At 15.8% G+C, this 20,729-nt stretch carries 20 protein-coding genes and 2 tRNA genes; 7 read left to right on the forward strand and 15 right to left on the reverse strand.

Annotated elements, in window-relative coordinates:
• Positions 1–14: 14 nt before the first annotated feature.
• The 5 genes from thiD (at position 15) to dut (ending at position 6,612) form a co-directional block, all read left to right on the forward strand.
• Positions 15–836: a bifunctional hydroxymethylpyrimidine kinase/phosphomethylpyrimidine kinase gene (gene thiD / locus AACL00_RS01525; RefSeq protein WP_339044936.1), complete on the forward strand. Its 822-nt coding sequence runs from the start codon at positions 15–17 to the stop codon at positions 834–836.
• 27 nt (positions 837–863) lie between these two features.
• Positions 864–1,817 (forward strand): thioredoxin-disulfide reductase, encoded by a 954-nt coding sequence (gene trxB / locus AACL00_RS01530; protein WP_339045136.1) that lies wholly within the window; start codon positions 864–866, stop codon positions 1,815–1,817.
• A gap of 557 nt (positions 1,818–2,374) precedes the next feature.
• Positions 2,375–3,097 (forward strand): 16S rRNA (uracil(1498)-N(3))-methyltransferase, encoded by a 723-nt coding sequence (locus AACL00_RS01535; RefSeq protein WP_339044938.1) that lies wholly within the window; start codon positions 2,375–2,377, stop codon positions 3,095–3,097.
• A 71-nt stretch (positions 3,098–3,168) separates the two neighbouring features.
• Positions 3,169–6,003 (forward strand): isoleucine--tRNA ligase, encoded by a 2,835-nt coding sequence (ileS, locus tag AACL00_RS01540; protein WP_339044940.1) that lies wholly within the window; start codon positions 3,169–3,171, stop codon positions 6,001–6,003.
• Between the two features lie 159 nt (positions 6,004–6,162).
• On the forward strand, positions 6,163–6,612 hold the full coding sequence (dut, locus tag AACL00_RS01545; RefSeq protein ID WP_339044941.1) for a dUTP diphosphatase: 450 nt from the start codon (positions 6,163–6,165) through the stop codon (positions 6,610–6,612).
• Positions 6,613–6,637: 25 nt separating this feature from the next.
• Here the strand turns inward: dut and AACL00_RS01550 are convergent.
• Both AACL00_RS01550 and ybiB read right to left on the reverse strand, forming a co-directional pair.
• Positions 6,638–6,728, reverse strand: a tRNA-Ser gene (locus AACL00_RS01550).
• 37 nt (positions 6,729–6,765) lie between these two features.
• A complete protein-coding gene (gene ybiB / locus AACL00_RS01555; protein WP_339044942.1) occupies positions 6,766–7,725 on the reverse strand; it encodes a DNA-binding protein YbiB in 960 nt (319 codons plus the stop codon).
• A 25-nt stretch (positions 7,726–7,750) separates the two neighbouring features.
• On the opposite strand from ybiB, the gene tsaD reads away from it, so the two are divergent.
• Entirely contained in the window at positions 7,751–8,770 is a 1,020-nt protein-coding gene (gene tsaD, locus AACL00_RS01560; protein WP_339044943.1) for a tRNA (adenosine(37)-N6)-threonylcarbamoyltransferase complex transferase subunit TsaD, read from the forward strand.
• A gap of 12 nt (positions 8,771–8,782) precedes the next feature.
• Here tsaD and hemC read toward each other — a convergent pair whose 3' ends face one another.
• From hemC to rpmF, 12 genes are all read right to left on the reverse strand, one after another.
• Positions 8,783–9,727 (reverse strand): hydroxymethylbilane synthase, encoded by a 945-nt coding sequence (hemC, locus tag AACL00_RS01565; RefSeq protein ID WP_339044944.1) that lies wholly within the window; start codon positions 9,725–9,727, stop codon positions 8,783–8,785.
• 17 nt (positions 9,728–9,744) lie between these two features.
• Positions 9,745–9,819, reverse strand: a tRNA-Met gene (locus tag AACL00_RS01570).
• 95 nt (positions 9,820–9,914) lie between these two features.
• Entirely contained in the window at positions 9,915–11,279 is a 1,365-nt protein-coding gene (gene dnaB, locus AACL00_RS01575; protein WP_339044945.1) for a replicative DNA helicase, read from the reverse strand.
• 51 nt (positions 11,280–11,330) lie between these two features.
• Positions 11,331–11,777 carry a 50S ribosomal protein L9 gene (rplI, locus tag AACL00_RS01580; protein ID WP_339044946.1) on the reverse strand — a complete coding sequence of 149 codons (447 nt, stop codon included), beginning with the start codon at positions 11,775–11,777 and terminating at the stop codon, positions 11,331–11,333.
• 11 nt (positions 11,778–11,788) lie between these two features.
• Positions 11,789–12,076: a 30S ribosomal protein S18 gene (gene rpsR / locus AACL00_RS01585; RefSeq protein WP_339045137.1), complete on the reverse strand. Its 288-nt coding sequence runs from the start codon at positions 12,074–12,076 to the stop codon at positions 11,789–11,791.
• 47 nt (positions 12,077–12,123) lie between these two features.
• Positions 12,124–12,471: a 30S ribosomal protein S6 gene (gene rpsF, locus AACL00_RS01590; protein ID WP_339044947.1), complete on the reverse strand. Its 348-nt coding sequence runs from the start codon at positions 12,469–12,471 to the stop codon at positions 12,124–12,126.
• 596 nt (positions 12,472–13,067) lie between these two features.
• Positions 13,068–13,736 carry an HAD-IB family hydrolase gene (locus AACL00_RS01595; protein ID WP_339044948.1) on the reverse strand — a complete coding sequence of 223 codons (669 nt, stop codon included), beginning with the start codon at positions 13,734–13,736 and terminating at the stop codon, positions 13,068–13,070.
• A 129-nt stretch (positions 13,737–13,865) separates the two neighbouring features.
• Positions 13,866–14,546, reverse strand: a complete 681-nt coding sequence (rnc, locus tag AACL00_RS01600) for a ribonuclease III (protein WP_339044949.1) — start codon at positions 14,544–14,546, stop codon at positions 13,866–13,868.
• Positions 14,547–14,632: 86 nt separating this feature from the next.
• On the reverse strand, positions 14,633–16,420 hold the full coding sequence (gene lepA, locus AACL00_RS01605; RefSeq protein WP_339044950.1) for a translation elongation factor 4: 1,788 nt from the start codon (positions 16,418–16,420) through the stop codon (positions 14,633–14,635).
• Positions 16,421–16,485: 65 nt separating this feature from the next.
• A complete protein-coding gene (fabF, locus tag AACL00_RS01610) occupies positions 16,486–17,721 on the reverse strand; it encodes a beta-ketoacyl-ACP synthase II (protein ID WP_339044951.1) in 1,236 nt (411 codons plus the stop codon).
• Positions 17,705–17,983, reverse strand: a complete 279-nt coding sequence (locus AACL00_RS01615; protein WP_339044952.1) for an acyl carrier protein — start codon at positions 17,981–17,983, stop codon at positions 17,705–17,707. Before AACL00_RS01615 ends, fabF begins: the two co-directional genes overlap by 17 nt.
• A gap of 200 nt (positions 17,984–18,183) precedes the next feature.
• Positions 18,184–18,366 (reverse strand): 50S ribosomal protein L32, encoded by a 183-nt coding sequence (gene rpmF, locus AACL00_RS01620; RefSeq protein ID WP_339044954.1) that lies wholly within the window; start codon positions 18,364–18,366, stop codon positions 18,184–18,186.
• 888 nt (positions 18,367–19,254) lie between these two features.
• Here rpmF and AACL00_RS01625 point away from each other — a divergent pair.
• Positions 19,255–19,641: a CbiX/SirB N-terminal domain-containing protein gene (locus tag AACL00_RS01625; RefSeq protein WP_339044955.1), complete on the forward strand. Its 387-nt coding sequence runs from the start codon at positions 19,255–19,257 to the stop codon at positions 19,639–19,641.
• On the opposite strand, the gene cobA is transcribed toward AACL00_RS01625, so the two are convergent.
• A complete protein-coding gene (cobA, locus tag AACL00_RS01630; protein WP_339044956.1) occupies positions 19,638–20,357 on the reverse strand; it encodes a uroporphyrinogen-III C-methyltransferase in 720 nt (239 codons plus the stop codon). The genes AACL00_RS01625 and cobA overlap by 4 nt on opposite strands.
• Positions 20,358–20,729: the final 372 nt, after the last annotated feature.

Below are 20,729 nucleotides of genomic sequence, written 5' to 3' on the forward strand. Positions count from 1 at the left end.
TATAAAAATAATATATGATAAATAATATTATGAGTATTGCGGGTACTGATCCTATTAGTGGCGCGGGTATACAATCAGATATTAAAACTTTTTCTGCTTTAAAAACTTATGGAGTTAGTGTTATAACATCAATAATTTCACAAAATTCTTTTGAAGTTAGAAAAATTTTTCCGTTAAATCCTAATTTAGTTGTTAATCAAATGAATGCTATTTTTGATGATATTTATATTCATGCAATAAAAATTGGTGTTCTTGTTAATGATAAAATTATTAAAGCAATTTCTACAAATTTACAAAAAAAAAGAATAAAATGTCCAATTATTTTTGATCCTATTTTATTTTCAAGTAATGGTAAATGTTTATTAAAAATTAAATATATAAAATCTTTAAAAGAAAATTTATTTCCATTATTAACATTAATAACTCCTAATTTATTTGAAATATTATTTTTAATAAAAAAAATAAAAAATAAAATTTTAAAAAAAGAAATATATTTATTATTAAGAGAAATAAGAGATTTTAATATTCCTTGGGTTTTATTAAAAGGAGGACATTTAAAAGGTAAAAAATGTATTGATTTTTTATGTAATTTTAAAAAAATAATAAAATTTATTTCAAAAAAAATAAATAATAAAAATATTCATGGAACTGGATGTACATTTTCTTCAGCTATTACAGCTTTGTTGTCAAAATATAATAATATACCTATAAGTGTTTATTTAGCAAAAAAATATTTAAATAAAACTTTAATTAATTCTAATAAATTAAATATAACAAAAAAAAATTGTATAATTAATCATTTTTATAAATTTTGGAATAATTTTGATTTAATTTAATTATTTTAAAAATATTTTATAAAAAAAATACAAATGATAAAACATTCAAAAATTTTAGTTTTAGGAACAGGTCCTGCTGGTTGTACAGCTGCTATTTATTTAGCAAGAGCAAATTTATATACTACATTAATAACAGGTCCAATTCCAGGTGGGCAATTAATTAGTACTTCAGGTATAGAAAATTGGCCAGGTGATTATCCTTCAGTAAAAGGAATAATATTAATGGAAAGAATGATAAATCATACTAAAAATTTAAAAATTAATTTAATTAATGATACTATAATTAAAGTTAATTTATTAAAAAAACCATTTTTATTAATAGGTAATAATGCTTCATATACTTGTGAAGCTTTAATTATTGCTACAGGAGCTTCTCCAAAGTATTTAGGATTACCTTTAGAAAAAGAATTATTAGGTAAAGGTATTTCTTTTTGTGCTACTTGTGATGGATTTTTTTTTCGTAATAAAAATGTTGCTGTTATAGGTGGGGGAAATACAGCAGTAGAAGAAGCATTATATTTAGCTAATATAGCTAAAAAAGTATTTATTATACATAGAAGAAATATTTTTAAAGCTGAAAAAATTTTAATAAATAGACTTAAAGATAAATCTATTAATTCTAAAATAGATATAAAATTTTCTTTTTTTTTAAAAAAAATATATGGTAATAAAGAACAAGGTTTAACAGGTATAAAAATACAATCTTTAGAAAATTCTAAAAATATAATTAATTTATCTTTAGATGGATTATTTATAGCTATTGGACATGAACCTAATACAAATATTTTTAAAGATCAAATAAGTTTAACAAAAAATAAATATATAAAAATAGGAATAGATAAAAAATATACTACTTCTACTAATATAAAAGGAATTTTTGCTGCAGGTGATGTTCATGATTTTAAATATAGACAAGCAATTACTAGTTCTGGTTTTGGTTGTATGGCGGCTTTAGATGTACAAAAATATTTTAATAAATAATTTTTTTTAAAATAAAATTAAAATTAAATAAAAATAAAAATTAATTAATATTTATTTTTTTTTATTATTTTTTTATTAAATTTTTTAAAAATATTAATATTAATATTAATATTAATATTAATATTAATATTAATATTAATATTTATATTTATATTAATAATATTTATTAAATTTTAATTTTATAATTATTTTAATTTTTATAATATTTTAATTATTAAAATAATTAAAAATAATTATTAAAAAATAATTATTCATTTTTTTAATATTTTTAATAAAAATTTTATAATTTATTAAATAAAATAAAAAATATAATAATATAAAATTATTTTTTTTAATTAAATAAAATAAATTTATTATATATTTATTTATTAAAAATTTAATAAATTATGTTTAAAATAATTAAATTATAAAATTATAATTTATTTTTATTATTTTAAATTATAAATTTATGTAATTTAATTTTATTTTAATAATATTTGTTATTTTTTAAAAAATATTATAAATATTTTATTTAAATTTATTTAAATTATTTAATATAATAATAAAATATATATTATATGCAACATAGATTTTTTTATAATGGTATTTTAAAAAATAAAAAAAAAATAATTATTTCTAAAAAAAAAATTCATCATTTTATGAATTTAAGAATTAAAAAAGGAGAAAAAATTATTTTATTTAATGGTTTAGGCGGTGAATATATTGCTTTTATTATAGAAATAAATAAAAAAAAAATATATATTAAAATATGTGATTTTATTAATAAATCTATTGAACTTCCTTACAAATTTAAATTAATACAAGCAATAGTAAAAAAATCAAAAATGAATTGGATAATAGAAAAATCTACAGAATTAGGTGTATATTGTATACAATTATTAAAAACTAAATATTGTAATTTACATTATAATAAAAAAAAAATAAAAAAAAAAATAATTAATTGGGAAAATATAATAAAATCTTCTTCTGAACAATGTGGTAGAAATACTTTAATGAAAATATTTTCAATAAAAAAATTTTCGTTTTTTTTAAAAAGTAAAAAGAAAAAAATTTTATTTTCACCTAATTCAAATTTTTCAATTTTAAATTGGGCTAAAAATAATATTCCTCAAGATATAAATTTTTTAATTGGTCCAGAAGGAGGATTTAGTAAAAAAGAAGAAAATTTTGCTAAAAATAATAACGTAGAAATATTATCTTTAGGTCCTAGAATACTTAGAACAGAAACAGCAGGAATAACTGTTGTTAATATACTTAAATCTATTTGGAATATTATATAATTTTTTATATAATATGTAAATATTATTTTTATAAAATAATTTGTTATAAATATTATAATATATATTATAAAATGTTAAAAATAAAATATCCAATTAATATAAAGAAAACAAATTTTCCTATGAGAGGAAATTTATTAAAATTAGAAATTGAAATTCTTAATAAATGGAAAAAAGATAATATTTATAAAAAAATAAGAGAAAAATTTAAGGATAAATTAGAATTTATTTTACATGATGGTCCACCTTATGCTAATGGTCCTATTCATATTGGTCATGCTGTAAATAAAATTTTAAAAGATTTTATAATAAAATCTAATTGTATGTTAGGATATAATGCTAAATATATACCTGGTTGGGATTGTCATGGAATGCCAATAGAAATTCAAATAGAAAAAAAATTTGGTAAAAATATATCTATTAAAAAAGTTTTAACAGAAGCTAGAAAATATGCTGAAAAACAAATTAAAAAACAAAAACTTGATTTTATTCGTTTAGGAATTATTGGAGATTGGAAAAATATTTATAAAACAATGAATTTTAAAAATGAAGCTGAAGAATTAAGAATTTTTAGAAAATTATTAAAAAATGGTTATATATATCATGGTTTAAAACCAGTTTATTGGTGTTTTGATTGTAAATCAGCTTTAGCAGAAGCTGAAATAGAATATAAAATTAAAAAATGTATATCTTTATATGTAGGTTTTCCTTTTTTTGAACATATTAAATTAGCAAAATTATTTAATTTAAAAAAATTATCAACAAAAAATGGATTTATTATTATTTGGACTACTACTCCTTGGAGTTTAATTTCAAATCAAGCTTTAAGTTTAAATCCTAACTTAAATTATTCTTTAATAGAAATAAAAATAAAAAAAAAAATATTAATTATTCTTGCAGAAGATTTAATAGAAAATTTTTTAAGAAAAATTAATTTAAATGGTAAAATTATTTCTACAATTAAGGGAAAAAAATTAAAATTAATTAATTTTAAACATCCATTTTATAAATTTGATAATTTTTTTAATCGTTTATCACCAATTTTTTTAGATAAAAATATAACTAAAGATAATGGTACTGGAATTGTACATTTAGCTCCTGCATATGGCGTTGAAGATTATAATTTATGTAAAAAAAATAATATTAAAGATTTTAATATTTTAGATTTTATAACAGATTCTGGAAATTTTAAAATTAATATATCATTTTTAAAAAAAAAAAATATTTGGGAATCAATAGATATTATTTGTTTAAAATTAAAAGAATCAGAATCATTATTTAAAATAGAAAAATTTAAACATAAATATATGTATTGTTGGAGACATAATACACCAGTTATTTATAAAACTACTTTGCAATGGTTTGCATCTATGGATATTCTTATTAAAAATAATAAAAAAACTTTAAGAGAAAAAGCTATTAGTAGTATTAAAAATATAACTTTTTTTCCTAAAAAAGGAAAAAATATTTTTAAAAATATGATTATTAATAGACCAGATTGGACTTTATCTCGTCAAAGACAATGGGGAGTACCTATAGCTCTTTTTTATCATTATAAAACTGGTGAATTACATCCTAAAACAGATAAAATTTTAAAAAAAATAGCTAATAAAATTGAAAAATATGGTATTGAAATATGGCATAAAATTGATTTGCAAAAAATAATAAATGAAAAAAATTCTATAAAATATATAAAAAGTAAAGATACTTTAGATGTTTGGTTTGATTCTGGTACAACACATAAAACAGTTTTAAGAGGATCTCATAAAAAATATTTAAAATTTCCTTCTGATATATGTGTAGAAGGAATAGATCAATTTAGAGGATGGTTTAATACTTCTTTATTAACTTCTTTAATGTTAGATAATAAAATACCTTATAAATCTTTATTAGTTCATGGATTTGTAGTTGATAAAAATGGTAAAAAAATGTCTAAATCTAATGGTAATGTTATATCTCCTAAAGATATTATAGATACTTATGGAGCAGAAATATTAAGATTATGGGTTGCTTCTGTAAATTATTCTAATGAATTATCTATATCAAAAGATATTTTAAATCGTGTAATAGAAATTTATAGAAGAATTCGTAACACTATTAGATTTTTATTATCTAATATAGAAGATTTTGATAATAAAAAAGATTCTATTTTAATAGAAAAAATGTTAGAAATTGATAAATATGCAATAATTAAATTAAATATTTTACAAAAAAATATTTTAAAATATTATAGTTTATATAAATTTTATTTAATTATTCACAATATTCAAAAATATTGTTCAGAAGAATTAGGATCTTTTTATTTAGATATAATAAAAGATAGATTATATACTAATGCTATTAATTCTTTATCTAGAAGATCTGCACAAACAGCTATTTGGCATATAACTAAAACTATACTTTGTTTAATTTCTCCAATTTTATCATTTACAGCAGATGAAGCATGGAATTATTTTAATAATAAAAAAGAAAATAAAGAAACTATTTTTATAGAAACATATCATGTTTTACCAAAAATTTTAAATTCTAAAGAAATTTTAAAAAAATTTTTAATTTTAAAAAAAATTAAAAATAATATAATAAAAAAAATAGAAGAAAATAGAATTTCTAAAAAAATTGGTTCAACTTTAGAAGTTAAAGTAAAATTAAAAGTAAAAAAAAAAAAATATTTTTTATTAAAAAGTTTTGGTAAAGATTTAAAATTTGCTTTTATAATTTCTTCAATAAAAATTGAAAAAATTTTAGATAAAGAAAAAGAATCTATAGAAATTAATTTAAGTAAATATAAAAAATGTGAACGTTGTTGGCATTATTGTAAAAATGTTGGATTAAATAATAAACATAAAACATTATGTAAAAGATGTATTATTAATTTATTTAAAAAAGGAGAAAAAAGATTGTTTATATAAAAATTTTTAAAAAAAAATTGTATTTATAATAAATTATTAATAAAAAATAATATTTTTTAATATATTATATATATATTATATTTAATAAATAAAAAAATATTTTATATAATTTAAAATTTTTAATAAAAATTTTAAAAACATTTTTAAAAATATTAAAATATGAAAAATATTAATATTAAAATTTTTAATTATAAAATTAAAAATAAATTACCAAAATATGAAACAAATGGTAGTGCTGGATTAGATTTACGTGCTTGTATAAAAAATAAAAAAATTATTTTTCCTAAAAAAAAATATTTAATACCAAGTGGTATAGGTATATATATAAAAGATAAAAATATTACTTCTTTAATAATTCCTCGTAGTGGATTAGCACATAAATATAATTTAATATTAGGAAATACTATAGGATTAATAGACTCAGATTATCAAGGACAAATAATGATTTCTATTTTGAATAGAGGAAAAAAAGAATTTATTATAGAACCAATGATGAGAATTGCACAAATGATTTTTATACCTTTAATAAAAATTAATTGGAATCTTGTTGAAGATTTTAAAAAAAATAAAAGAAATAATAAAGGTTTTGGAAGTACTGGTTTAATATAAAAATATATTATTAAATAATATATAATAGAGATGGAGGGATTTGAACCCTCGATACAGAATAAAATCTATATGCTTCCTTAGCAGGGAAGTGTTTTAAACCACTCAACCACATCTCTAAAATATTTAATATTATAATATTTTTTAAAAAAATTATTAATTATATAAATTAATCATTTTAGACATATAAATACAAATTTTTATTTGTTTTTTAATAAAAAATGGGATAGGAATTTTACCAATAAGTATTTCTTTTGTTAAAAAAGCTGTATTTTTAATATTATTTTTTCTTTTTAAAAATATATTAAATATTTTTTTATTAATTTTATTATATATTATTTCATTTTTATTTAGAAAAAACCAATTTATTTGTTTCATTTTTTTAATATTTGTCATTACTTCTCCTTCGGTGGATTTCATTAAAAATACTCCACCTTCTTTTTTAAAATTTAAATTAATAAATATTTTTGATAAAATATTAAAATATTTTATATGTGAATAAGATATTAATCTTAATGAAGGTTTTGAAAATGGTTGAATAATTTTTATTAAAAAATTTGCAAAATTACGAATACCTAAAAAAAATCTTAATGATAACAAACGATAAATTTTTGGAAAAAGTTTTTTTATAGAAAAAAATGCTATTTTTTTAGTTTTTAATAAAAAATTAATATCTTTATAATTATGAGCATTACGAAAACCTAATTTTTGTAAAATTTTTGTAGTTGTTATTTTATTAAAATTATTAATAGTTCCATGAATTAAAACAGGAATATTTTCACGAGCTAATAATAAAGCTAGTAAAGGAATAAAATTAATATTTTTTTTTGTACCATTATAACTAGGAATGACTATTGGAGCATATTTTTTATATTTAAAAAATTTAATTTTTTTAAAAGAATTTTTAATAACTTTTAAAAAACCTATAATTTCATTTATTGTTTCACCTTTTATACGCATAGCTACTAAAATAGTACCTAATTCTATATCAGAAATATTATTATTTAAAATTGACCATAAAAGAAAATATGCGTCATTTTTAGAAAGATTATTATTTTTTTTTTTATTATTAGAAATAATTTTTATTATTTTTAAAAATTTAGAATTATAATACATAATTATTTTATAATTTATTTAAAATATGATTATTTTAGGTATTGAAACATCTTGTGATGAAACTAGTTTAGCTTTATATTCTATTAAATATGGTTTAATTTCATATATTACACATTCTCAATTTTTAAAACATTCAAAATATGGAGGAATAGTACCAGAAATTGCTTCAAGAGAACATACAAAAAAAATTTTATCATTATTTAAAAAATTATTATTTCAAAGTAATATTCATCAATCACAAATTGATATTATAGCATGTACAGGAGGCCCAGGATTATCAGGATCATTATTAATAGGAGCTTTATTTGGAAATAGTTTAGCTTTTTTACTAAAAAAACCTGTTACTTATATTAATCATTTAGAAGGACATATATTAGTGCCATTTTTAACTTCTAAATTAATAATTTTTCCTTTTTTATCACTTTTAATTTCTGGAGGACATACACAATTAATATTAGTTAAAAATATTGGTGAATATAAAATTTTAGGAGAAACACTTGATGATGCAGTAGGTGAAATTTTAGATAAATTAGCTAGATCAATGAACATCAGTTATCCTGGAGGTGCTATAATTTCTAAATTTGCAAAATTAGGAATTTCTAATGTTTATAATTTTCCTCGTCCTATGATTTATTCAAAAAATTTTAATTTTAGTTTTTCAGGATTAAAAACATCAGTATTAAGAACTATAAAAAATATTAAAAATATAAAAATTCAAGATAAATATAATATATCTAAATCTATTTTAGAAGCTATTATTGATGTTTTAAAATATAAAGTAATAAAAGCAATAAAAAAAACTAATGTTAAAATATTTTCAATAACAGGAGGAGTAAGTGCTAATAAACAAATAAAAAAATCTTTTAAAAAAGAAATTAAAAAAAAAACATTTTATAAATTATATTATCCTAAAAAAGAATTTTGTACTGATAATGGTGTTATGATAGCTTTTGCTTGCGCAATTAGAATTAAAAATAATATTTGTTATACTTCAAATAAATATTTAATAAATATAGATCCTAAATGGTCAATAAATAATTTATAATATTTTTAATAATTATTTATATAAATTTAAAATATTTTTTATACCTTTTTTTTTAAGTAAAAAAGCTATTTTTTTACTTATTTTTTTTGGAAATATTGCACTACCATTTATTTTAGCATTAATAATATATTTTCCATTAGGAGTACCAATCATAGCTTTTATTTTCATTAAATTATTTTTTATAATTGCTAATGAACTTAAAGGTATTTGACAATTACTAAAAAATATACGTGATAATGTTCTTTCAGCTATTGAATTTAAATTACTATTTTTATGATTTAAAGGAGATAAAATAAAATCTAAATCTTTACGATTTTTTAATATTTCTATTACTAAAGTACCTTGTCCTGGACAAGGTAAAAAATATTTTATTTTAATAATTTTTTTAATTCTTTTAAATAATTTTAATCTTTTTAATCCAGCTAATGCTAAAATTAATGCATCATATTCTTTATTATCTAATTTTTTTAATCTAGTTTCAATATTTCCAGTAATTGGTTTAATTATTAATTTAGGAAAATTTTTCATAATTAAAATTTGTCTTCTAATACTATTAGTACCAATAATTGAACCATTAGGTAAATCATTTAAAGAATTATAAAAATTAGAAATAAAAACATCTCTAGGATCTTCTCTTTTTAAAAAAACAGATATTTTAAAAAATGAAGATAAATTTATAGGTACATCTTTTAAACAATGAATTGCTAAATCAGCTTTTTTTTTTATTATTAATTTTTCTAATTTTTTTACAAAATTTTTTTTTCTATTAATTTTTAAAAAATTTTTATTAATATTTTTTTTTATTTTAGTATTTATACTTTTAATAATAAATTTAAAAAATGGATATAATTTATGTAATTTTTTTTTTATATATTTTGCTTGAAAAATAGCAAGAGAACTATTACGTGTAACAATAGTATATTTTATTGGAAAATTTTTATAAAAAAATTTATTCACAATATTAAAAATTAAGGTTGCGGGAGTAGGATTCGAACCTACGACCTTCGGGTTATGAGCCCGACGAGCTACCATATCTGCTCCATCCCGCTATTATTTTATTTTTTTTAAATAAATTATTTATAAATAATAATATTATATATTAAATTAATAATATTTACAATTTTTTTTTAAAAAAAAATAAAAATTAAAAATTTTTTATATAATTTTCATATTTTATAAATTTTCCTAAAAATGATAATTTAATATTTCCTATAGGACCATTTCTTTGTTTTGCTATAATAATTTCTGCTATTCCTTTATTTTTAGAATTTAAATTATATAATTCATCTCTATATATAAATAATATTAAATCAGCATCTTGTTCTAAAGCTCCAGATTCTCGTAAATCAGACATAATTGGTCTTTTATTTAAACGTTGTTCTAAAGATCTATTAAGTTGTGATAAAGCTACTATTGGACAATTTAATTCTTTTGCTAAATTTTTTAAACTTCTAGAAATTTCAGATATTTCAGAGGCTCTATTTTCTTGATAATTTTGTCCAGACATTAATTGTAAATAATCAATAATTATTAAACCTAATTTTCCATATTTTCTTGCAATACGTCTTGATCTTAATTTTACATCCATAGAACTTAAAGATGGACTTTCATCAATATAAAATTTTATTTTTTTCATTTTTTTTATTGTATAAACTAAACGTTTCCAATCTCCTTCTAATAATTGTCCAGTACGCAATCTTTGTTGTTCTAATTTACCTACAGAACTTAACATACGCATTGCTAATTGCGTTCCTCCCATTTCCATAGAAAAAACAACTACTGGTAAACCACTATTAATAGCAACATTTTCTCCTATATTAATAGAAAAAGCTGTTTTTCCCATAGAAGGACGACTGGCAATAATTATTAAATCTCCAGGTTGGAATCCTGATGTTATTTTATCTAAATCAATAAAACCAGTAGAAATTCCAGTTACATCTTTAAAATTTTTTTTTTTATATAATTTTTTTATTTGTTTAGCAACTTTATTTAATAAAGGTTGAATTTTTATAAATACTTGATTTTTTTGAAATTCCATATTTGATATAGAAAATATTTTAGATTCTGCTTCATCTAAAATATTTTTAATATTTTTTCCTTTAGGATTAAAAGCATTTTCTATAATATTATTAGAAACTATAATAAGTTTTCTTAAAATACTTCTTTCTTTAATTATTTTAGCATATTTTTTAAGATTAATTATTGAAGGTGTATTTTGAATTAAAGAATTTAAATAATTTAAACCATTTTTAGTATTAAAATTTCCTTGTTCTAACATTGATTCATATACAGTAATTACATCTGCAGATTTTGTTTCATTAATTAATTTAGAAATATGTTTAAAAATTATTCTATGATCATATTTATAAAAATGATTTTCATTAATATAACCATAAATATATTCCCAAGCTAAATTATTAATTAATAACCCACCTAAAATTGATTGTTCAGCTTCTATAGAATGTGGTAATACTCGTAAAAAATTTAATTTTAAATTAATATTTTTCATTAATATATTTCTAATATTATTTTATATATTTATATTTTAAATAAAATATTTTTATTTGTTAAAAACAAAAATTGATAAAATAGAATTTATATTAGAAAATAAATAAATAGGTATTTTATAATTTCCGATTTTTTTTATAAATTTATACGGTAATTTTATTTGATCTTTTTCAATAAAAATTTTTTTTTTTCTTAATTCTAATAAAATATTATTTTTATTAATATAATTTAATAAATTTCCTTTAAATGAAGATTTTTTATAAATTTTAATATTCAAATTTTTTATTTTTTCTGCTATTTTTTTATATTTTTTTTTTTTTTTTCTAATTATTTTTTTTATTTCTGATTTTTTTAATTTATATTTTATAATATTTATATTATTAGCAATACAAGCAATTTTTTTAGGAATTAAAAAGTTACGAGCATAACCATTTTTTACAGAAATAATATCTGTAAATTTTCCAAGATTATTAAATTGTTTTAATAAAATTATTTTCATTTTTAAATTTTTTAATTAATTTTATAAAAATTAATATATGGTAATAAAGCTAAAAATCGCGCTCTTTTTATAGCAATATTTATTTGACGTTGAAAATTTGATTTAATATTAGTAAAACGTGCTGGTATTATTTCTCCAGATTCTTGTAAAAAATTTTTTAAAAAATTTAAATTTTTATAATCAATATATTTAACATCTGATTTAATAAATTTATATTTTTTTTTTTTTCTAAATAATAAATTTTGTTTTAAACGTTTTTGTTTAAATTTATTTTTTTTAAATTTTTTTATAAACATTATTTAATATCCTTAAAAATTATTAATAATTTAATAAATTTAATTAAATATTAATTATTTTTTATTTTTTTTTTTTTTTCTAAATTTTTTATAAAAAATGATTTACTTAATGGTATATTTTTTATTTTAATTATTAAATATCTTAATACAATACTATTAAATTTTAAAAAATTTTCAATTTTAATTATTTTATTTTTATTAATTTTAATGTTTAAACAAATATAAAAAGCTTCTGAAAAATTTTTTATTTTATATGATAAAATACGTTTCCCCCAATTTTCAATTCTATAAATTTTTCCATTATAATTAATAATTATTTTTTTACATTTATTTAAAATATTTAAAATTTTATTTTTTTTATTAACATTTAATATACAAATAATCTCATAATATTGCATATATTATTATATCCTATAAATTATAAAAATAAAAATATTTTTATATAATTAATTTATTAATGTTTATTATATTTTTAAAAAATATATAAAATAATATTATTAAAAATTTTTTTAAAATTTAAATTTTTTTATTAAAAAATTTTTTAATTTTTTAATATTAAAAAAATTTTTTTTTAAAAATTTTTAATAATAAAATTATGTTAAAAATACGATAAATAAATATTAAAATAAATAGCTATTAATTGATTATTATTAATAATATAATTATTATATAATAATATATAAAAAAATTTTTATATAATTTTTTATATTTATAAAAAAATTTATTTTTAATAATTTATAAAATAAATTATAAAAATTTAAAAAAAATTAATTTTTAAAATATTTATTAATAAATATATTTTAAATATATTTATAAATTAAATAATATAAAAATTAAATATATTATAAATATAAATATTATTAACATTTAATATATTTTTATAATATATAAATTACTTTTAAAATTTTTATTAATATTTTTATATATAAATAAAAAATATTTTTTTTATTAAAAAATATATTTATATATAAAATATAAAATATATAATATATTTTTATATAAAAATATTTTTTATAGGCCATTTTTTTATAAATGCATATTTTTTTAATTTTTTATTAGGATTTATAGCAATTGGATTACTAACAATACTTAATAAAGGAATATCACTTTGAGAATCTGAATAAAAATAACTTTTTTTAAAATTATAAATAGTTTTATTTTTTTTTTTTAACCAATTACTAACATTAATAATTTTTCCTATTCCATATGTTGGTTTATTTTTTAAATTTCCTGTAATAATACCTTTACTAGTTTTTTGAGGAATAGCAGCTATTAAATTTTTTATATTAAATAATTGAGAAATAGGTTTTGTAATAATTTCATTAGTAGCTGTAACAATTATTATTATATCTCCATAATTTATATGTTTATTAATTAAATTTAAAGCTTCTTTTTTAATAGAAGGAATAATAATTTCTTCTATATAATTAGAAATTAATTCTTTTAATTCTAAATTAGAAAATTTAGAAAAAATATTAAAAATAAATTTTAAATATTTTTTAGCATTTAAATTACCTTTTAAATAACTTTGATACCAAAATTCATTAAATTTATGATAATCAATTATATTTACAATATTTTTTTTAATTAAAAATTTTCCCCATTCATAATCAGAATCAACAGTAATTAAAGTTTTATCTAAATCAAATAAACATAAATTCATGAATATTATTATTATAATAAAAATATTATTTATATAAATATATTTAATTAATATTATTTTAATTTAAAATTAATATTTTTTTAAAAATATTAATTTTAAATTAAAAAAAATATTTTTACATTAAAAATATTATTTAAAAATTTTTTTTATTTTTTTAAAAGCAATTTTAGCAGCCTCCTGTTCACTATTTTGTTTATTTTTTCCTTTTCCATAAGTTTTAATATTTAAATCAGATATAAAACATTCTACATTAAATTTTAAACAATGAATTAAACCACTTATTTTTATTATTTTATAAGTAGGTAATAAATATTTATTTCTTTGTAAAAATTCTTGTAATTTTGTTTTAAAATCTTTATATAAAAAAAATTTTTTATTAAAATTTTTAATAAATAATTTATATAAAAAAAATATAACTCTTTTTGTAGATAAAAAATTAGAATCTAAAAAAATAGCACCAAATAAAGCTTCTAAAGTATTTGATAAAACAGAAATTTTAAATTTACCTCCTATTTGTATTTCACTTCCTCCAAGATATAAAAAATTTGCTAAATTTATTTTTAATGCTATTTTATATAAAGTTTTTTTATTTATTAAATATGATCTAAAATAAGATAAACTACCTTCATTTTTTTCTTTAAATTTTTCAAATAAAAAATGAGTCATAACAAAATTTAAAATAGAATCTCCTAAAAATTCTAAACGCTCATTATTAATAATATTGTAACTACTATGTATTAAAGATATTTTTAATAATTTAATATTTTTAAAAAAATATTTAATTCTATTTTGTAAAGTAAATAAAAGCATTTTAAACTTAAAATATTCTTTATTATATAATAATATTTTTATTTATAAAATATTAATAAAAATTTATACAATTAAGTGTAAAAATATTAATTTATTTTTAAAATAGATAAAAAAACTTCTTGAGGTATTTTTATTAAACCTATTTTTTTCATTTTTTTTTTTCCAATTTTCTGTTTTTCTAATAATTTATGTTTACGTGTAATATCACCACCATAGCATTTAGAAATTACATTTTTTCTTAAAGCTTTAATATTTTTTTTAAGAATTATTTTTTTTCCTATTGATGCTTGTATAGAAATTTCAAACATTTGTTTTAACATTATTTTTTGAATTTTTTTTATTATTTTATTAGCTAAGAGATAACTTTTACTGCGATGAACCATAATAGATAATGGATCAATTATATTTTTATTAATTAATATATCAACTTTTACTATATCAGATTTTTTATATTTTTTAAATTTATAATTCATAGAAGCATAACCATTAGTAATAGATTTAATAATATTTATAAAATTAAAAATAATTTCAGACATAGGTATTTCATATATTAATTCAACATATTTATTATAATAAATAATATTTTTTTGAATACCCCTTTTTTCAAAACATAATTTTATTATTAATCCAATATATTTTTTAGGAATATATAAATTTACTAAAGCTATAGGTTCCATAATATATTTTATTAATAAAATATTAGGTATTTTTGTTGGATCATCAATTTTAATAATGGAATTATCTTTTTTAATAATTTTATATAATACTGTAGGTGCAGTAATAATTAAATTAATATTAAATTCACGCATTAAACGTTCTTGTATTATTTCCATATGAAATAAACCTAAAAATCCACATCTAAAACCTAAACCTAAAATTTTTGAAAAAGTAGATTTATATTTGAAAGATGAATCATTTAATTGAAGTTTTTTTAAAGATTCTTTAGCAATAGAATATTGATTTATATCAATAGGAAAAAAATTAGAAAATACTTGATGTTGTATTTTTTTAAATCCAGGCAATTGTTTATTAGTTTTATTATTTAATAATGTTATTGTATCTCCAATTTTAGCAGAATTTAAATTTTTTATATTAGCAATAATAAACCCAACATTTCCCGCAGTTAATTTTAAACAATTTTTAGAATTTGGTAAAAAAATTCCTAAATTTATAACAGTATAAATAGAATTTGTTGACATTAAAAGAATTTTATCTTTTAAATTTAAAATTCCATTAAAAATACGTACTAAAATTATAACACCAACATATTTATTAAACCAAGAATCAAATATTAAAGCTTGTAAAGGAAAAGATAAATTACCATTTGGAGCAGGAATTTCTAAAACAATAGTTTCCAAAATATTTCTTATACCAAAACCAGTTTTTGCAGAACAATGAATAAATTTTTCAGATTTAATATTTAAAATTTTTTCTATTTCTTTTTTAATTAAATCTAAATTTAAATATAATAAATCAATTTTATTTAATATAGGAATAATTTTTATTTTTAAATCTAAGGCCATATAATAATTAGATATAGTTTGTGCTTCTATTCCTTGAGAAGCATCTATAATAAGTAATGCTCCTTCACATGCAGATAAAGATTTATTAACTTCATAATTAAAATCTGTATGTCCAGGAGTATCTATTAAATTAAAATTATAAATTTTATTATTTAAAGCTTTATATTTTAAAAATACCGTTTGTGCTTTAATTGTAATTCCTCTTTCTTTTTCAATATCCATTGAATCAAGAACTTGATTAAGAGAATTTTTTTTCATAGAAATATTACAAAATTCTATTATACGATCTGCTAAAGTTGATTTACCATGATCTATATGAGCAATAATAGAAAAATTACGAATATTTTTCATTTTTTTTTAAATAATTTTTTTTATTTTATATAAAAATATAAATATTTTTTTAAAAAAAATAAAAATTAAATTTTTTTAAAAATTAATGTTCCATTAACTCCTCCAAAACCCCAAGAATTTTTCATAGCAAAATTTATTTTTAATTTACGAAATTTATTTGCGCAATAATCTAAATCACATTCTTTATCTTGAGAAAAAATATTAATAGTTGGAGGAGAAATTTGATAATATAAAGCTAAAACAGTAATAATAGATTCTATTCCTGCAGATGCCCCTAATAAATGTCCAGTCATAGACTTTGTAGAATTTATTATTATATCATATGCATATTTTTTAAATACCATTTTAATAACATCAGTTTCTTTTTTATCTCCAATTTTTGTTGATGTTCCATGAGCATTAATATATTGAATATCACATGAATTTATATTTGCATCTAATAAAGCTAAATTAATAGAATTAACTAAACCTTCAATTTTAGGATTAGTAATATGAAAAGCATCATTAGTCATACCAAAGCCTAATAATTCTGCATAAATTTTAGCATTTCTTAATTTTGCATGTTCATATTCTTCTAAAATCATTACCCCAGAACCTTCACCTAAAACAAATCCATCTCTATTTTTATCCCAAGGACGAGAAGCTGTTTTATAATCATTATTACGTTTAGATAAAGCTCCAATTGAAAAAAAACTACTAATACATAAAGGAGTAATACTAGCTTCTGATCCTCCAGCAATTATAATATCAGCATCTCCATATTGAATCATACGAAATGCTAAACCTATACAATGTAAAGCAGTAGTACAACCATTTGTTATTGATAAATTAGGTCCTTTAAATCCATATTTAATTGATAAATTTGCAGAAATCATATTTATAATAGAAGAAGTAATAAAAAATGGATTAATTTTATAAAAATTATTAAATAAAAAATTTTTATAAGTTTTTTCAAATATTGAAATCCCACCAAAACCTGAACCTATAATAATTCCTACACGATTTTTATCAATATTTAAAATATCTAAATTAGAATTTTTTATTGCTTGTATCCCAGAAGCTATACCAAAGTGCACAAATCTATCTATACATCTAGAATTTTTTACAGAAATATAATTATTAATATTAAAATTTTTTACTTCACCTGCAAATTTTATAGGTATTAAAGAAGTATCAAATTTTTTTATAATATTTATACCAGATTTCCCTTTTTTAATAGAATTCCACATTTTTTTTACAGAATTACCTACTGGAGAAATACATCCTAAACCTGTTATAACTATTCTACGTTTTTTTAACACAATTTTTATTATTTTTTTTATATTTTTTTTTTAATTTTTTTTTAATAAATGAAATAACTTTTGAAGAAGTAGTTAATTCTTCAATATTTTTATCTGTAAAATAAACATCAAATTTATTTTCAAAAGCCATAAATAATTCCATTATATCTAATGAATCAGCGCAATAATCTTGCGTAAAAATATAATTTATATTTATTCTATTTTTTAAATATTCAAATTGATTAGCAACTATTTCTTTTACAATATCTTCAACATCTATCATAAATTTTTATAAAAAAAAAATTTTATTATATTAAAAATAATATTTTTGTTTAAATATTTTTAATAAAATAAAAAAATTAAAAAATATATATTTATTATTTTTTTTTAATATATTACATATATATAATATATAAATATATTATATAAAACATTTTATAAAAAATAAATAAAAATATTTTTTATAAAATATAAATAAAAATATTATTTTTTATTTTTTATACAAAAAATTCTTTTTTTTCTATAAAACCCTTTTTTTGAAATATGATGTCTAATATGTATTTCATTACTTATTTTATTTATAGATAAAGAATTAATTTTTAAATTATCATGTGAACGACGCATACCTCTTTTAGAAGGTGTTTTTTTATTTTGTTGTACTGCCATATAAACAATATATAAAAAATAAATTATTAAATAATTTTTAATTATTTAATAAATTTATATTATAATTAATATAATATTATTAAAAATAATTTAATAATAATTTTATTTAAAAAATATCTAAAATATTATAAATAAATTTATTATTTATATAAATAATATTTAAATATATTTTTATAAAAAAATATAATATTAATATTATTATTATATTTATAAATTTAAATTTTAATTATTTATATTTTACAAAAATATTTTTTAAATTTAAATTGTTAAAATATTTATTTATATTAATTAATTTATTTTAAATTTTATATTATAATAATTTATAATTAATTAAAATTATAATATTAATAATTAAAAATAAAATATTATATAATATAATAATAAAAATATAATATAATATTATTTTTAAATATAAAAATAATATTTTAAATATTTAATTAAATTAATATTATAAATATTTTTATTAATTTTAAAAAATTTTATTATTATTAAATAATTATATTTTTTAAATTAAAATTATAATTTTTAATTATTAAAATAATATTTAATAATAATTATTTTAAATAATTTTTTATTTTTTTTTAAAATAAATAAATATTATTTATATTTAAAAATTTTATTTATTTAATAATAAAATTATATTTTATATAAAATTTTTAAAAAAAATATAATATTAAAATATATAAATATTATTTAATAAATTTTAAATTTTTTTAAAATTTAATATTATTTATTATAAAAAATAATTATTTAATATAATAAATTATTAATTTATTATTAATATAAATTTTATTTAAAATAATTATAAAAATTTTTTTAAAAAATATATATTTTATATAATATATTTTTTATATTTATTTTTAATAAAATTAAATAATTAATATAAATATGATAAATAATAATTTAAAAAAAAGTCTTATTTTATTATCACATGGTTCTAAAAACAAAAATTGGATAAAAATATTTAAAAAAATAAAAAAAATAATAAAATTAAATATAAATACTATAAATATATATTTAGCTTTTTTAACAAAAACTAAACCAAATATTTATACTGTTATTAAAAATAATATCAAATTAAAAATTAATAAAATAATAATTATTCCTATATTTCTTAGTAACGGTTTACATATTAAAAAAGATTTACCAAAAATAATCAAAAAAATTAAGAAAAAATATAGTTTAAATATTAAAATTTGTGATATAATTACAAAAGATAAAAAAATTTTATTAGCTATTGCAAAATATTGTATTAAAGAATATATTAAAAATTAATAATTTTTTAAAGAATTTCCTATTATAATAATTACAGGTTTAGTAAAATTACTTATAACATTTTTTAAAAATTTTAATTTTAAATAAAAAATAGATTCATTATAATAACTACAATTTTCAATAATAATTATTGGAGTGTGTTCATTATATCCAATAGTTATTAATTTATTAATAATTTTTTTAATATTTTTACCACTCATATATTGTATTAAAGTACAATTATTTTGACAATACTTTATATATTTTTTTTTAGTAAAAGTTGTAGTAAATAAAGATATACTTCTACAAATATTTCTTTTAGTTAAAGGTCGTCTAGAAGAAGATGCAGCAGCTAAAGCTGAAGTTATCCCAGGAATAATTTCATATGGAATATAATATTTTTCTAAAATTTTTAATTCTTCATTTATTCTACTAAAAATCATAGGATCTCCAGATTTTAATCTTACAATAAAATTATAATGAAAAGCAAAATATATTAAATATTCATTTATTATTTTTTGTGTAATATGTTTTTCATTTTTTTTTTTTCCTACAAATATTTTTTTAGAATTTGGAGAAAAATTTAAAATTTTTTTAAAAATTAAAGCATCATATAAAATAATATCAGTTTTAATTAAAATATTGTAACCCCTAATAGTAATTAGATCAATTGCGCCAGGCCCTGCGCCAATAAAAAAAATTTTACTTATAGGGGTTAAATTAGAATATTTAAACAAAATAAAAATTTATATAAAAAATATTAATCATAATTTAAAATATTTTATAATAGTTATTATATTAAATATTAAATATTAAACATTAAACATTAAACATTAAACATTAAACATTAAACATTAAATATTAAATATTAAATATTAAATATTAAACATTAAATGTTAAATATTGAATATTAAATATTGAATATTAAATATTGAATGTTAAATATTGAATGTTAAATATTAAATGTTAAATATTAAATATTAAATATTAAATGTTAAATATTAAATATTAAATATTAAGTATTAAGTATTAAATATTAAATATTAAATATTAAATATTAAATATTAAATATTAAATATTAAATATTAAATATTGAATATTAATATATT

Source organism: Candidatus Zinderia endosymbiont of Aphrophora alni, from assembly GCF_964019745.1.
Classification (GTDB): Bacteria; Pseudomonadota; Gammaproteobacteria; order Burkholderiales; family Burkholderiaceae.

Coding starts and splice junctions, on each gene's coding strand:
- thiD (WP_339044936.1), top strand. CDS start 15: ATGATAAATAATATTATGAGTATTGCGGGTACTGATCCTATTAGTGGC.
- AACL00_RS01535 (WP_339044938.1), top strand. CDS start 2,375: ATGCAACATAGATTTTTTTATAATGGTATTTTAAAAAATAAAAAAAAA.
- ileS (WP_339044940.1), top strand. CDS start 3,169: ATGTTAAAAATAAAATATCCAATTAATATAAAGAAAACAAATTTTCCT.
- dut (WP_339044941.1), top strand. CDS start 6,163: ATGAAAAATATTAATATTAAAATTTTTAATTATAAAATTAAAAATAAA.
- ybiB (WP_339044942.1), bottom strand. CDS start 7,725: ATGTATTATAATTCTAAATTTTTAAAAATAATAAAAATTATTTCTAAT.
- tsaD (WP_339044943.1), top strand. CDS start 7,751: ATGATTATTTTAGGTATTGAAACATCTTGTGATGAAACTAGTTTAGCT.
- dnaB (WP_339044945.1), bottom strand. CDS start 11,279: ATGAAAAATATTAATTTAAAATTAAATTTTTTACGAGTATTACCACAT.
- rplI (WP_339044946.1), bottom strand. CDS start 11,777: ATGAAAATAATTTTATTAAAACAATTTAATAATCTTGGAAAATTTACA.
- rpsF (WP_339044947.1), bottom strand. CDS start 12,471: ATGCAATATTATGAGATTATTTGTATATTAAATGTTAATAAAAAAAAT.
- AACL00_RS01595 (WP_339044948.1), bottom strand. CDS start 13,736: ATGAATTTATGTTTATTTGATTTAGATAAAACTTTAATTACTGTTGAT.
- rnc (WP_339044949.1), bottom strand. CDS start 14,546: ATGCTTTTATTTACTTTACAAAATAGAATTAAATATTTTTTTAAAAAT.
- lepA (WP_339044950.1), bottom strand. CDS start 16,420: ATGAAAAATATTCGTAATTTTTCTATTATTGCTCATATAGATCATGGT.
- AACL00_RS01615 (WP_339044952.1), bottom strand. CDS start 17,983: ATGATAGATGTTGAAGATATTGTAAAAGAAATAGTTGCTAATCAATTT.
- rpmF (WP_339044954.1), bottom strand. CDS start 18,366: ATGGCAGTACAACAAAATAAAAAAACACCTTCTAAAAGAGGTATGCGT.
- AACL00_RS01625 (WP_339044955.1), top strand. CDS start 19,255: ATGATAAATAATAATTTAAAAAAAAGTCTTATTTTATTATCACATGGT.